This is a genomic window from Terribium retamae (assembly GCF_022347545.1).
GTDB lineage: Bacteria > Pseudomonadota > Alphaproteobacteria > Rhizobiales > Rhizobiaceae > Mesorhizobium > Mesorhizobium retamae.
The window spans coordinates 1-15,486 of record NZ_JAKREW010000068.1 but is presented as its reverse complement, the minus strand read 5'-3'; the positions used below and the strand labels follow the sequence as shown (position 1 = coordinate 15,486).

At 65.1% G+C, this 15,486-nt stretch carries 6 protein-coding genes; 5 read left to right on the top strand and 1 reads right to left on the bottom strand.

Annotation, left to right across the window (positions count from 1 at the left end):
- Positions 1–507 precede the first annotated feature (507 nt).
- The 3 genes from L4923_RS28920 to L4923_RS28910 all read left to right on the top strand — a co-directional run bounded on the left by L4923_RS28920 (position 508) and on the right by L4923_RS28910 (position 2,296).
- On the top strand, positions 508–900 hold the full coding sequence (locus L4923_RS28920; RefSeq protein ID WP_239370562.1) for a DoxX family protein: 393 nt from the start codon (positions 508–510) through the stop codon (positions 898–900).
- A gap of 328 nt (positions 901–1,228) precedes the next feature.
- Positions 1,229–1,651 carry a hypothetical protein gene (locus L4923_RS28915; RefSeq protein ID WP_239370561.1) on the top strand — a complete coding sequence of 141 codons (423 nt, stop codon included), beginning with the start codon at positions 1,229–1,231 and terminating at the stop codon, positions 1,649–1,651.
- 39 nt (positions 1,652–1,690) lie between these two features.
- On the top strand, positions 1,691–2,296 hold the full coding sequence (locus L4923_RS28910; RefSeq protein ID WP_239370560.1) for a DUF3011 domain-containing protein: 606 nt from the start codon (positions 1,691–1,693) through the stop codon (positions 2,294–2,296).
- A gap of 205 nt (positions 2,297–2,501) precedes the next feature.
- Here L4923_RS28910 and L4923_RS28905 read toward each other — a convergent pair whose 3' ends face one another.
- Positions 2,502–2,939, bottom strand: coding sequence for a VOC family protein (locus L4923_RS28905; RefSeq protein WP_239370559.1), 438 nt, complete (start codon positions 2,937–2,939; stop codon positions 2,502–2,504).
- Positions 2,940–3,282: 343 nt separating this feature from the next.
- Between L4923_RS28905 and L4923_RS28900 the strand changes: the two genes are divergently transcribed.
- Positions 3,283–8,034, top strand: a complete 4,752-nt coding sequence (locus tag L4923_RS28900) for an autotransporter domain-containing protein (RefSeq protein WP_239370558.1) — start codon at positions 3,283–3,285, stop codon at positions 8,032–8,034.
- A gap of 168 nt (positions 8,035–8,202) precedes the next feature.
- Positions 8,203–15,084 carry an autotransporter domain-containing protein gene (locus tag L4923_RS28895; protein WP_239370557.1) on the top strand — a complete coding sequence of 2,294 codons (6,882 nt, stop codon included), beginning with the start codon at positions 8,203–8,205 and terminating at the stop codon, positions 15,082–15,084.
- Positions 15,085–15,486: the final 402 nt, after the last annotated feature.

Genomic DNA, 15,486 nt, shown 5'->3' with positions numbered 1-15,486 from the left:
GTGTGCCGGCGCGTCTGGCGTCGTGGCGAATGGCGCGTGCGCTGCTGGCGTGAACGCGTCTGGCGCGGCGGCTGGTAGGCGAAAGCGGCATGAAGGCTGGGGGTAACGCCCCAGCCCATCGCGCGGAATTTGCCCGACTCACTGTTTGCTGGCAAAGTTCACCCTGCTGACGAGGGGATGTCAGTGGGCTTGAGGCTCGATTTTGCTTCGGCATTCTCCCAGGTCGAGCCTCGCCCTACCCCTCGCCTTCGAGCGCCGTGGCTTGCGGCGCGAAACCAGTTCCGGGCCGTTGTGACCTTGCAGTCCAGAACAGGCCGGTGTGTCCTCGCCACCTTCGATCCGCCCTACGCGGAGCCCCGGCATCGTAGCGCCCGTGTCTTATGGAACACGACTGCGGCCAGAAATCTGCCGGACCCGCCGCAACGCGCCCGATCACGCGCATTTCAGTGGTGAAGGGCGTTGTTTTATGCGCATGGTCGGTTGCCCCCATTCGTCGGATTTAGCACCATGGATCTCGACCGCTATTCCCCGCAGATGCTCAGCGTCCTGCGCATCGCCTGTGGCCTGGCCTATCTCTATTGCTCCATCCCCACTCTGGTGCATCTGCCCGACCTCGACCAGCCGATGCTGATTTTCTGGGCCTCGCGGTGGGTGCAGATCCTGGCCGGCTCGCTGATCCTGGTCGGCCTGTTCACGCGCCTTGCCGCGCTCATCCTCTCCATCAATTTCTTCATCATGTACCCTTACTGGTACCAGGCAGGGCTCGACTGGCCCTCGGTGGAAGCGACCGGCTTCACTCTAGCGAGCGTGGTGTGCATGTACCTTGTCACCGCCGGCGCCGGCCGCTGGAGCCTCGATGCCCTGCGGGCCGGCCTCAAGGACAATCTGGCCAGGCGGTAGCAACAGCCGCGACCTTCCGCCGGTCCCCCGCTCCGGGGACGAGATGCCCGTTCGGCGAATCCATCCCGAAGAACCTTTCGCGCCACGCCTCACCTGCCGGCCGGCTCCCCGCAAACGGGGAGAGGGGCGCTTTCGCCGAGGCTTTCGTCAACCGCCGCCGCTTCGGGTAGCAGCGCCATCGTAGCGGCCAGACTGCTTCGTCCGCGCACGGGCTGGCGAGGCAATGAAGGGCGCCGACAAACCCTGTCATGCGTTGCTATGCAAGACTTGGCTTATATAAGAGTAAATAGGATCTTGTTTTATTAAATATCGATTGGAGGGGTTCGACATGAAGAGATTACTGGTCGCTGCATTGGCTGTCCTGTTGCTGTCCTCGCCTGTTTTTGCGCAGTCGGCTGCGGACATGAACAAGTCGTTCGATCAATTGTTCGGCGCGCACAAGCCCTATGCAGAGTTCTTCGCCAAACTTCAGGCCGCGATTGCCGCTGGCGACAAGGCGACCGTGGCCGGCCTGGTCGACTATCCGTTCCAGGCGCGCATCGGCGACAAGGCCATCAAGGTCAGAGACGCGGCTCACTTCATAGCCGACTATGATCGCGTCATCACCGCCAAGGTGAAAGCGGCGGTTGCCAAACAGACCTATGCCACGCTGTTCGCCAACTGGCAGGGCGTGATGATCGGCGATGGCGAGATCTGGTTCTCCGGTATCGGGGACGGCAAGCAGGTCAAGATCATCGCCATCAACGACTGAGCAATCTCGGGCAAGGGGCCCGTTTAGAGGGAAGCCTACATGATGATCCGCAGTTTCGCTGCAGCCGTGCTGCTGCTCGCCGCTCCATCCGCGCTTTCGAGCGCCCATGCCCAGCAAGGGCCGACGGTCCAATGCATGTCGCGCGACAACCATTATGACGAATGTTTCGCCGGCCCGCTGCGGCAGCCGCACCTGGTGTTCCAGGAATCGAGCAGCCCCTGCATCGTCAACAAGACGTGGGGCTATAATCCCAAGAGCCGCTACATCTGGGTCGCCCAGGGCTGCCGGGGCGTGTTCGCCGATGTCGGCGGCTATCATCACGGCCGTGGCGACACTTTCGACCACAACGCCCGCATGTATGACCATCACGGCCATGATACCGGCGCGATGGTGGCCGGCGTCGTGCTGGGCGCCATTATCGCCGGCGCGGCCGACAGGCACTCCCACACCATCAGCAACCACCGTGACCATGGCGGCTACAATGGCTGCCACGGCGCCGGCTGCCTGGTGGACGATCCCGACGCCGGTATCGATCCGCGGCCGCAATTCGACAGGCAAGGCTTCCCGAACTTCGACGTGCACGGCAATTACCAGGGCTGCCACGGCGTCGGCTGCCTCGCCGACAATCCCGACGATCCCAACTGAAGAAACGCGCAGCGCATCTCGATGAAGGGGCCGCCATCGCCCGCGGAGCGAGCGCCATCGTTGCAGCCAACCACTTCTCCCCGTCACTCTACGGGGCGAAGTGCCCGGGAGGGCGGGCTGCACTCACGGTTGGAGAGCACGCGCCGTCGTTGCGAGACGGCGAATCGGGATGCTAACCGGCTTCGATCGGGCCCTCCCTTTGCGCTCAACCGAGTTCCTGGGCGAGCCCGATGAGCAGCCCTTCAGGCCCACGGATGTAGCAGAGACGATAGACGCCCTGATAGTCGACGACTTCGCCCACGAGCTGCGCGCCGTGATTGCGGAGCCTTTCAAGCGTTCCGTCGATATCGTCCACGGTGAACATCACGCGCAGGTAACCCAGGGCGTTGACCGGGGCCTTGCGGTGATCCGCGACGACGGATGGCCTGAGGAAGCGCGAGAGCTCGAGCCGGCTGTGGCCGTCCGGCGTGCGCATCATGGCGATCTCGACATGCTGGTCGCCGAGCCCGGTGACGCGCCCGGCCCATTCTCCTTCGACCGTGGCCCGTCCTTCGAGTTCGAGGCCGAGTTCGCCAAAGAAGTCGATCGCCTTGCCGAGGTCTTCGACGACGATCCCGACATTGTCCATCCGCTTGAGCGCCATGTTTCTCCATCCCGGTTTGCAACTGCCCCTCGGCAGAAGCTTGATCACGGATGGCCTCGAACCGCCACCCTGCGACCGCACGCCGTATCGCTGTGCGAAGCGGTCCGTCGATGTGCCGGCGGGCGGCAGGCCTCGGCCGCATTTTTTCACTGGCAAAGACAGTCTTTATAAACCGTCTTGCTGGTCCAGCGGCGAACGCGCATTTAGGCGATTGCGTTCATTAGCACTTGCTTTTATGCCTCTTGCCGCAAGGTCAATCGAAAGCGGCGGTTGATTCTCTCGACCTTCTCGACCTGGCGAAGAAACGGGGTGGCGGCCCCGCAACAAGAGGGGGCCACGGCCGATGTCGACCGTTCGACATTCCAAACGGAATGCGTATTTCGCAGGCGTTTCATTTGCGGCGCTCGTCGCTGCACAGTTGAGCGACGCCCCGGTTGCGCTTGCGGCGGATTTCACCGCGGGCACCGAGCAGCAACTGCGCGACGCGATCGCGGCGGCCAACGCATCGTCGGATGCCGCTTCGACCATTACCCTGACCGGCAGCTTCTCGGTGTTGACCAACACGACGCCCCTGCCGACGCCCAGCAAGACGATAACGATCAACACCCAGGGTTTCGAATTGTTGGGCCAAAGCGTGTCCGGCGCTACCGCCAGCATCGCCTTTTCGGGTGCCTTTCCGAGCGGTACGCTCAACCTCGAAGGAAACTTCAAAGGAGGAGATCAGTCGGGGACCTCACCTGCCGGAGGTCTCTTCATAAACGGCCTGACCCCGGGCGGCAACGGTGGAGCCGTTGTCAACAATGGAACGATCACGGGCGGCGACGCGACGACCGCAGCCGCAATCGGTTCCTTTGCCGCCGGCGTGACCGGTGGCGTGACCCTCACCAACAACGGCTCGATCATCGGTGGAACCGGGATGGGCGGTGGTGCAGGCAACAATTTCGCCGGCGTGAGCATATCCGGCACCAACAACGTGCTCATCAACAATGCCGGCGCCACGATCCAAGGTGGCAACAGCACGCAAGGCTTCGCAGGCGCCGGTGTTTTCATGAGCTTTGCCGGAAGCACGCCAACCGTCACGAATTACGGCACGATCCAGGGCGGCTCCAATCTCAGTGGAACGGCAGCCGGCAATGGCGCGATCGCCATTCGTACCAGCGGCGGCACCATAACCAACCACGGCATATTGATCGGAGGCAACCAGGCTGCCGCAATCCGTGGGGATGGCGCCTCCTCGATCGGCTCCATCATCAACAGCGGCACTATCCAGGCCGGCGCCGGCTCGACCAATGCCATCACGCTGGGCGGAGTGGCAGGCTGGCTCTCCCTCGAGCTACGCGCCGGTTCGACGATCATCGGCAATGTGCTCGCCGGCAACGGAACAAACGATATCTTCCGCCTCGGCGGCACCACCGACAGCACCTTCGATGCCTCGGCCATCGGCCCTGGCGCGCAGTACCGGAACTTCGACACCTTCGAGAAGACCGGCACCAGCACCTGGACGCTGACCGGTTCGACAAATGCGGTCACGCCTTGGACGATCAGCCAGGGCACGCTGTCGATCTCCGCCGACGGCCAGCTCGGCGATCCCTCCGCCACGCTGACGCTCAATGGCGGCACGCTGCGCATGACAGCCGCAACCGCCAGCATGCGCGCAGTCGTTCTCGCAGCGGACGGCACGGTCGAGACCGACGCAACCACATCCGGGCTCGCCGGTGTCATTTCCGGCGCCGGGCGCCTGACCAAGACCGGAGCGGGCACGCTGGTCCTGGGCAACACCAATAGCTATTCGGGCGGCACGACCATTGCCGACGGAACCTTGTCCGTGCTGGCCGACGACAATCTCGGCGGCGGAGACTTGACTTTCGACGGCGGCGTGCTGCAGGTGGGCGGCAACGCGTTTTCGTCGACCGTGCGCACCATCAATTGGGGCGCCAATGGCGGCGGCTTCGACATACTCGATGCCAGCAACAGTTTCGTGGTTTCGCAAACGCTCAACGGGCCGGGAGGCCTGACCAAATCCGGCGCCGGTACGCTGGTGCTGTCCGGCACGAACGGCTACAGCGGCGGCACGACAATCAACGACGGCACGCTCTCGATCTCCAGCGATGCCAACCTTGGCGGCGGCAGCCTCACCTTCGCCGGCGGCACGCTGCAGGCGACTGCGGACATTGCAACCGCGCGCAATATAACACTGGCCGGCAACGGCACCGTTTTGACCGATATCGGCACGATGCTGACCTTGAGCGGCACCGTTTCGGGCACGGGCGGGCTCATCAAGTCCGGTCAGGGCATACTGACGCTGACCGGCGCGAACACCTACGCCGGCACCACCACGATCGACGACGGCACATTGCGGCTCGGCAATGGCGGCACCTCTGGTTCGATTGCAGGCAATGTCGTCAACAATTCCGGCCTCACTTTCAATCGTTCCGATGCAGTCACTTTCGGCGGGCTCATCTCCGGCAACGGTATCGTGCAGCATGTCGGCACAGGCGTGACCACGCTGACGGGCGCCAACAGCTATACCGGCAACACGTTCGTGCTCAACGGCACCCTGCTCGTCAATGGCGACCAGACGGCGGCAACCGGCCAGACCATCGTCGCCAACACAGCTGCCCTCGGCGGCAGCGGTACGATCGGCGGCGATGTAACGATGGCCGACGGGACGACACTTGCGCCCGGCAATCTCGGGATAGCTCCCGGCACGCTGACCATCAACGGCAACCTCACCCTCAGCGACTTTACGAGGCTCGGCTACGGGTTCGGTCAGGCCAATGTCCCCGGCGGTGCCCTGAACGATCTCGTCAAGGTCGGCGGCAACCTGACCCTCGACGGCAAGCTGAGTGTCAGGCTGGCCCCCGGCGGCACCTTCGACGCCGGCATCTATCGCATCGCCAGCTATGGCGGCACGCTGACCGACAACACGCTGGATATCGCCAGCGTGCCCTCCAGCACGGCGCCCGGAACGCTGTTCGTGCAGACGGCAGTCGACAAGCAGGTCAACCTCGTCAACACCGCCGGGCTCAATCTGACCTTCTGGGATCCGCTCGACGCGCAATCCAATCCCGGCAACAATGGCCGGATCGTGGGGGGCGCCGGCATCTGGCGCAACGACGTCGCGAACAACAACTGGACGACGCGGGACGGCGCGGTGAACGCGCCATGGGCCGACGGCAATTTCGCCGTCTTCCAGGGTCCGGCCGGCACCGTGACGGTGGACAATTCCGGTACGGCGCCGGTGGCGGTCAGCGGCATGCAGTTCGCCGACAATGGCTATGTCATAGCCGGCGACGCGCTGACCTTGGTCGGGACCCCCGGCACCGTCATCCGTGTCGGCGACGGTAGCAGCGCAGGCGCCGGCTACACCGCCACCATCAGCGCGGCGCTGCAGGGCAATTCCCAACTGATCAAGACCGATCTCGGCACGTTGAAGCTGACCGGCGACAGTTCCGGTTTTGCCGGCGGCGCCGCCGTCAAGCAAGGCATCCTTTCCGTCGACGGCAAGCTCGGCGGTACGGTCGATGTACTGGTCGGCGGACGCCTGCAGGGCAACGGCACGGTCGGCAGCCTCAACGTCGTCAATGGCGGCGTGGTGGCGCCGGGCAACTCGATCGGCACGTTGAATGTAACGGGCGATATGTCGCTTGCTGCAGGCTCGACCTATGAGGTCGAGATCGCCGGCAATGGCACCAGCGACCGCATCGCCGCCACCGGCAAGGCGACACTGGGCGGTGGCCAGGTGGCCGTGACGGCACTGGATGCCCAGACCAGCTACCAGAACGGCCAGACCTACACGATCCTGACGGCTGCCGGTGGCGTCACCGGCAGCTTCGATCCGGCGGTGCTGTCACGCTCGGCCTTCCTCGATGCGTCGCTTTTGCAGAGCGCCAACGCCGTCGATCTCAAGATCGCGATCAAGGGCTCGAAACCGGAAGAACCCAGGGAGAAGCCGGTGTTCGTGACGGTCGCCGATACTTACAATCGCAAGCAGACGGCAGGCGCGCTCGATACGCTGCAGCAGAGCGGCCAGTCGCTGGCGCTCTACAACAAGCTGCTGCCGCTGTCGGCCGACGAGGCGCGCGCCGCCTTCGACGGCCTGTCGGGCGAGATGAACGCTTCGACGGTGACAGCGCTGCTCGAAGACAGCCGCTTCGTACGCGAGGCCATGAACGACCGGCTTCGTTCCGCTTTCGAAACGGTCGGTGCCGTGCCTTTGATGAGCTATGGCGACGATGGCGGGGAGCTGACCACGGCTGCGGTGCCCTCCGAACGCTATGGTGCCTGGGGCTCGGTGTTCGGCTCCTGGGGCCGCTTCGACAGCGACGGCAATGCCGCCAAGCTGTCGCGCTCGGTCGGCGGCTTTGTCACCGGCATCGATGGAATGATTGTCGATGACGTCCGCCTCGGCTTCCTCGCCGGCTACAGCCATTCTTCGCTGAAGGTCGATGACAGGCGCTCATCGGCCTCCACCGACAACTATCATCTCGGCATCTATGGCGGCACTCAGTGGGGTGCGCTCGCCTTCCGCTCCGGCCTTGCCTACACATGGAGCGAGATCGACAGCGGTCGCCAGGTTTCCTTCCCGGGCTTCACCGACAGCCTGACCGGCGATTACCGTGCCGGCACCACGCAGGTCTTCGGCGAACTTGGCTATGGCATCAAGGCGGGCAACATCGGCCTCGAACCCTTCGCCAATCTCGCTTATGTCAACGTCCACACCAACGGCTTCACCGAGCAGGGCGGGGCGTCGGCACTCACTGTCGAAAGCGGCTCCAACGACGTCACCTTCACCACGCTGGGCATCCGTGCCTCGACCGACTTCGACCTCGGCACCCTCAAGGCGACAGTCCGCGGCATGATTGGCTGGCGGCACGGCTTCGGCGACATCACCCCGACGGTGAGCCAGGCCTTCACCGGCTCCAGCATCTTCCAGATCGCCGGTGCGCCGATCGCCAAGGATGCCGCCACGCTGGAAGCCGGCCTCGACTTCGCCATCGCGCCAAGGGCCACGCTCGGCGTTTCCTACCAGGGCCAGCTCGGTTCCGGGGCCAGCGACCATGGCGTCAGGGCGGACTTCAGTGTGAAGTTTTAGTGCAAGCGCCCATGGGATGGCGCTGCAGGCTTTAGAAAATAGGAGGTCTCCCTCTTCCGCAGGGGCTCACATCCGACCCGACTATGAGGACGGTGTACGAGCGGCGCGGTGGCAGGCGGTTGCTTTTTTAGCTGTTTTGAATATCACGGTGTGGAGGGGGAGCCGCAGATGAGCAAAGACATGCTTGCATGGCTGGCCGGTCGGAAAACCAGCACATTCCGGATGGCTCTGCTGCGCTCGGCCGCTCCACTGACGTTGCTGCTAGCAGCGGACCCGGCCTGGGCGGCCTGCACCCCGGCGTCCCCGACGGACGACGCCGTCGTCTCCTGCACCGGGGTCCCGATCCTGTTGCCGCCCAATCCGAACAGCTTCCTGTCCAACGCCAACGGGCTCAACGTCACCGTACAGAGCGGAGCGATCATGAGCACGTTGCCGGGCGGTACGGCCATGACCTTGGGCGGCAACGGGCTGACGCTGAACAATCTCGGCGCGATCGACGCGAACGCGGCCGGCTCGCTTGTCTTAGCCCGGGCCCTGGCGGTGGGCAATCTCGTCACGCCCGGTTCCGGTCTCGTGAATATCGACAACCAAGGCTCGATCGAAGGCACTCTCGACGGCACGTTCGGCCTCGGTGGTGCTGCCGTCGTGGTCGCCAACCAGGGCACTACCGTCATCAGCAACAGCGGGACCATCGGTCTCGTCCCGCTGGGCGCTTTCGAGCCTGACGATGGTATCGCCGTCGGCATCTATGGTGGCGGCAACGTCAACTTCGTCAACACCGGCACTATTACGGGACGGGTCGCCTTCGCCAGCCCCAACAGCGGCGGAAACAGTTTCGTCAACGCCGGCACCATCAATGGCAGCGTTAGTCTGGGCACCACACTCAGCAACGATGCGTTCGTGGCGGTGACCGGTTCTTCGCTAGGCGCAACGGGAGTGGCTTTGCCCGGCGTCACCATACCGACACCCCAGGTGCCGGTGAGCTTTCTCACCTTTGCCGCGACCGGAACGGTCGATGCAGGCATCGGCGGCAATGATAGCCTCGTGCTGCAGAACACCGTCAGCGGACCAGGCTCGGGCAGCGGCGGCAGCGGCACCGTTTCAGCCTCGCAATATCTCAATTTCGAGAACCTCACGCTCAACAGCGGAACATGGACGCTGCAGGGCGCGGTGGTGAGCGGTGGCGCCACGCTGAATGGCGGCACCGCAATCTTCGACAATGCGCTTTCCTTCGGCACCACCCCTCTCACCGGCAATGGCGGCGCCATCCAGGCTTCGGTGGGTGGGCTGACGCTTTCCCAGAACGTCAACCTGGCCGGCGGCCTGATCGTCCAGGGCGCCAACAGCCTGACCCTGGCGGGCACAGTCAGCGGCAGCGGCGGCATGATCAAGAACGGCGCCGGCACGCTGACGCTTGCATCCAGCAACAATTTTTCCGGAGGGTTTGCGCTCAATGGCGGCGGGCTGACCCTGGTGACAGCCAGTTCTCTCGGCACCGGCCTCTTCCTCGTCGGAGGGCCGGCAAGCCTGAATACGGCCTTCACCGGCACCATGACCAATCAGGTGCAGTTGAACGGCGCCTTGACCCTCAACGGCGCCGGCGCCTTGACGCTCGGCGGCAACATCAATGGCGCCGGCTCGCTGACGCTGGTCAGTGGCGACCTCCTCCTGGCGGGTGCGAACAACTATACGGGCGGCACCGTGCTGCAGGCCGGTTCGGTCCATGCCGGCAACAACAGCGCGCTGGGTGTCGGTACGCTGACCGTCAATGGTCCGGCAGGTCTGACCGCTGCATCCGGTGTGGCGCTGGGCAACACAGTCGTGCTCAACAACACGCTCACTTTCGGCCCCGGTGGCGGCCCGCTGATCCTCGCTGGGGTTATCGGCGGCGCGGGCGGGATGAGCCTTGCAGGCGCCCCCGGCCTGGTCCTCAACGGCGCCAACACTTTCATCGGCGGCTTCAATTTCGGGGGCGGCGCGCTGACTGTTGGCCACAATACCGCTTTGGGCACAGGTGCGGTGACCGTCAGCGGCGCCGGCTCGCTGGATGCCAACACCGCTGTAAGCCTGGCAAACAATTTCAATCTCAATGCCGGCCTCGGCATCGCCAGCAGCAACGACATGGCACTCAACGGAACGATCGGCGGGTTGGGCGGGATCACCAAATCCCGTGCCGCCAATCTGACGCTGGGCGGCGCGAACAGTTTCGCGGGCGGCGTCAACCTGCTGGCCGGCAGCCTGACCGTCGGCGCCAACACCTCCCTTGGCTTGGGCGCCTTGACCGTCAACGGTCCGGCAACATTCAATGCAAGCGCCGACGTCAACCTGGGCAATGCGGTCGTGCTCAATACCGATCTCGCCATCAATGGACCCAACGACATCGTGCTCGGCGGGCTGGTCAGCGGCAGCGCCGGCCTGTCGTTCAGCGGCACGGGCATGCTTACACTCGCCGGCGACAATACATTCGGCGGCGGCGTACAACTGCACAGCGGCACGCTGAGGATCGGCGGCAGCATCGGCCTGGGTACCCTTGCCGTCACGGGCAACGCAACGCTACAGTCCCTGCGGCCCATTGGGACGGTCACTCCGGTCACGCTTGCCAATGGCGCCACGCTTACTCTGAGCGGTGCGAATTCGATTGGCCTCAATAGCCCAATTTCCGGCGATGGCGGCTTGCTGGTCGACGGCATCGGCGTCACGCTCGGCGGCGCGAACAATTTCAATGGCGGTGTCGAACTGCGAGCCGGCGATCTGATGGTCTACACCAATAGCTCTCTCGGCACCGGCACGCTGAGCGTCACCGGCAATGCCAGCCTGGCCACCATCACCACCGGGTTGGTCCTGAACAACACCATCGACCTGGCCTCCGGCGCCACCCTGACCGCAGCCGACTTTGCGGATCTGATCCTCAGCGGCACGATCGGCGGCACGGGCTCCTTGGCCATGGACGGGACGCGCAAGCTTGTCCTGACTGGCGACAACACCTTTGCCGGCGCCACCACGATCAACGCCGGCACGGTGCAACTCGGCGATGGCGGCGGCACGGGTTCCGTTGCCGGCGACATCGTCAACAACAGCGCATTGATCGTCGACCGCAGCGGCGAGGCGACATTGGCTGGCGTCATCTCCGGCACCGGCACTGTGACGAAGACCGGCACCGGCACGCTGATCCTGTCCGGTTCGAACACGACCGGTAGCCAGTACAGCGGCACGACGACCGTCAGCCAGGGCATCCTGCGCGTTGAAGGCACGTTCGGCGATACGGCCGGCAACGCCGCTGTGGTAAATGTCGCCGGCGGCGGCACGCTGCAAGGCAGCGGAACGATCGCCGGCGACGTGGCGGTACAAAGCGGCGGCATGCTCTCGGCCGGCGCCAGCCCCGGCATGCTGACGATCGCCGGTGACTTGACGCTTGATGCCGGTTCGATCTCCGTGTTCGAATTCGGCACGCCGAATGTCGCTGGCGGGCCGACCAACGATTTGGTCACGGTCGGCGGCAACCTGACGATGGACGGGACGCTGAACGTCTCGGCGGCGTCGGCCGGCTATTACCGGCTCTTCGACGTTGGCGGCACCATTGCCGGCGCATTCGACGCGCTGGTCACACCGGGCTTCACCGATGCCAATGTCTTCGTCATCCCCAACCAGGTGAACCTGTCCGTGCGCAACGCCAGCCAGTTGCTGCAGCACTGGGACGGCTCCGATGCCTCGGGCGCGACCCCCGGCGCCGGCGGCGGCGACGGCATCTGGGATGGCGCAAACACCAACTGGACGGCCGATCCGATCGCGGGCGCCATCAACGATGCCTGGCGCGGCTCGGTGGCCGTATTCGGCGGTGCAGCTGGAACCGTGACCGTTGCTCCCGGCACGCCGAGCTTCGACACGCTGCAGTTCAACACCGACGGCTATCATCTTCTCTCCGGCAATCTCGCCATCGGCGTCGCCGGCGCCAATGCCGGCAATGCGGCGCTGACCGGCTCCATCATCAACGTCACCACGGGAACGACGACGATCAATTCCGTCATCCAGGACGGCGCAGGCAACCATCTCAACGTCGTCGGTTCCGGCACGCTGGTCCTCACCGGCGCTAACACCTACACCGGCGGCACCTCGCTGCTGGGCGGCAGGGTGTCGGTGGACACCGACGCCAATCTGGGTGCTGCTTCGGGCGGACTGACCTTCGACGGCGGCTTCCTGCAGGTGCGCGGGACGGCTTTCACCGGTACCGGTCGCGCCATCACCTGGGGTGCGACCGGCGGCGGCTTCGACATATCAAGCGCCTTCAACACCTTTACCGTGTCGCAATCGCTCGGCGGCACCGGCGGCCTTTCCAAGCTCGGCGCCGGCACGCTCGTCCTGTCGGGCGCCAACAGCTACACCGGCGGCACGACGATCAGCCAGGGCATGCTGTCCGTCGGCGCGACGGGCGCGCTGGGCAGCGGCGCGGTTGCGGTCGGAACCGGCAGTGCCTTGCTGTTCCAGAACGGCACCAGCGCCGGAAACCTCAAGCTCACCACGGCGTCCAGCACCGGGCCCGGCGTCAATGGCGGCTTCATCCAGTTCGCCGATGGCAGCAGTGCCGACCACGCGCAGATCGTCAACGGCAGCCTGGGCGCGGTTTCGTTCCGCGGCACCGCCACGGCCGATGCGGCGCAGTTCGACAATTCCGGCGCGGTGAGTTTCTGGGAAAACGCTAGCGCCGGCAGCGCCATCATCCTCAATCGCAACGGCGCCAGCACCAATTTCACGGACGGCGCCTCGGCCGGCCAGGCCACGATCTCCAACATGGCCGGCAGCGTTGCCGATTTCTTCGACACGTCGACCGCCGCAAATGCCGTCATCAGCAATGACGGCACGGTGCTGTTCCGCGATACGACCAGCGCCGGTTCGGCGCGCATCGTCAACGGCAATGGCGGACGCGTTCTGTTCCGGGCCGAGGCCGATGCTTCCGCAGCGCAGATCACCAACACCGCCGGCGGCAGCGTCGACATCTCGCGCGCGACGACGGGCACGGCGATCGGCGCGCTTTCGGGCGCCGGCAATGTGCTGCTCGGATCGAAGACGCTCACTCTCGGCGGGCTCGGCGGCGACCAGACGATCAGCGGCATCGTGCAGGACGGCGGCGCCGGCGGCGGCACCGGCGGCTCGCTGATCAAGACCGGCGCTGGCACGTTGGCGCTCACCGGCACCAACACCTACACCGGCACCACCACCATCAATGCCGGCACGCTGCAGGTTTCTGCCGACGCCAACCTCGGCACCGGCGGGCTGATCTTCAACGGTGGCACGCTGCGTACGACTGCCGACATGACGAGCGGACGCGCTGTCACCTTCACCGGAAACGGCACATTGCTGACCGATGCCGGCACGACGCTGACGCTGTCCGGTGGTCTTACCGGCAGCAGCGGTCTGACCAAGACCGGTGCAGGCACCCTGGCGCTCACCGGCGACAGCTCGGCCTTCACCGGCACGACCTCGGTCGGGCAGGGCGTGCTCTCCGTCAACGGCAGGCTCGGCGGCACCGTCGAGGTTCTCGCCGGTGGCCGCCTGCAGGGCACCGGCACGGTCGGAGCCGTCACCGTCGCCGGCGCGATCGCGCCCGGCAATTCGATCGGCACGCTGACGGTCAACGGCAACTACACGCAGCTCACCGGTTCCACCTATGAGGCCGAGATCGCGCCAGACGGCAGTTCCGACCGCATCGACGTCACCGGTGCCGCCAGCATCCAGGGCGGCACGGTGTTCGCCGCCAAGGCGACGGGCAGCTACACGCCGGGCAGCCGCTATACCCTCCTCACCGCGGCAGGTGGCGTCACCGGCACCTATGCCGCGCTCGATCAGAACGCGCCGTTCATCGATCTCGCGCTGGGTTATGATCCCAAGGCTGTCTATCTGGACGTGATCCGCAACGCGGTGGCTTTCCCGACGATCGGCGAAACGCCCAACCAGAAGGCCGTCGCGGCGGCCGCCGAAAGCCTCGGTGAGGGCAATGCGCTCTACAACGCCATTGCCGGCGTGCCGGATGTGTCGTCGGCCCTTGTCGCCTTCGACGGCCTGTCGGGCGAGGTGAACGCTTCGACGGTCACCGGCCTGCTCGAAGACAGCCGCTTCGTACGCGAGGCCATGAACGACTGGCTTCGTTCCGCTTTCGAAACGGTCGGTGCCGTGCCTTTGATGGGCTATGGCGACGATGCCAGGGAGCTGAGCACGGCTGCGGTGCCCTCCGAACGTTATGGCGCCTGGGGCTCGGTGTTCGGCTCCTGGGGCCGGTTTGACAGCGACGGCAATGCCGCGAAGCTGTCGCGCTCCGTCGGCGGCTTCGTCACCGGCATTGATGGCCTCGTCACCGACGACATCCGCCTCGGCTTCCTCGCCGGCTACAGCCATTCTTCGCTGAAGGTCGATGACAGGCGCTCTTCGGCCTCGACCGACAACTACCATCTCGGCATCTACGGCGGCACCGAATGGGGTGCGCTCGCCTTCCGCTCCGGCCTTGCCTACACATGGAGCGAGATCGACAGCGGCCGCCAGGTTTCCTTCCCGGGCTTCACCGACAGCCTGACCGGCGATTACCGTGCCGGCACCACGCAGGTCTTCGGCGAACTTGGCTATGGCATCAAGGTGGGCAGCGTCGCTCTCGAGCCCTTCGCCAATCTCGCCTATGTCAACGTCCACACCAACGGCTTCACCGAGCAGGGCGGGGCGTCGGCACTGACCGTCGAAAGCGGCTCCAACGACGTCACCTTCACCACGCTGGGCATCCGTGCCTCGACCGACTTCGACCTCGGCACGATCAAGGCGACCGCGCGCGGCATGATCGGCTGGCGGCATGGCTTCGGCGACATCACCCCGACGGTCAGCCAGGCCTTCACCGGCTCCAGCCTCTTCCAGATCGCCGGTGCGCCGATCGCCAAGGATGCCGCCATGCTGGAAGCCGGCCTCGACTTCGCCATCGCGCCCAGGGCAACGCTCGGCGTTTCCTATCAGGGCCAGCTCGGTTCCGGGGCCAGCGACCATGGCGTCAGGGCGGACTTCAGTGTGAAGTTCTGACGAGGAGCTCGCCATTACGGAATTGAAGTCGGTCTGGACCGGCGTGCCTGCGTTGAGGTTCCGGCATGGCAACGGCCGATGCGGTCGCCTGCGCAAGCGAGGGTAGTGCCGGCACGCGCCTCCCCAACCCCAATGGAGTATGCTCAGCCCTCTTGCTCCCGGGATCGGCTCTGGCGGCATCTGCTTGTTTCGAGCCCTTCGCCGTTCTGTGCAATTTCACGCGACGAGCAATCACGCCGATTGCTCGGACGGCGATACACATGTATTTCCTAATATTAGGGGTTATGCGTCTTGCGTCCGCCACAGGCCGGCCAGCACATTCCGCGGGGGAAACATGACAGGGTTGGGCACCGTCAGCCGCAGGCCGCGCCAGCGTCGCGCCGCCCTCCTGCTTTGCGGAAC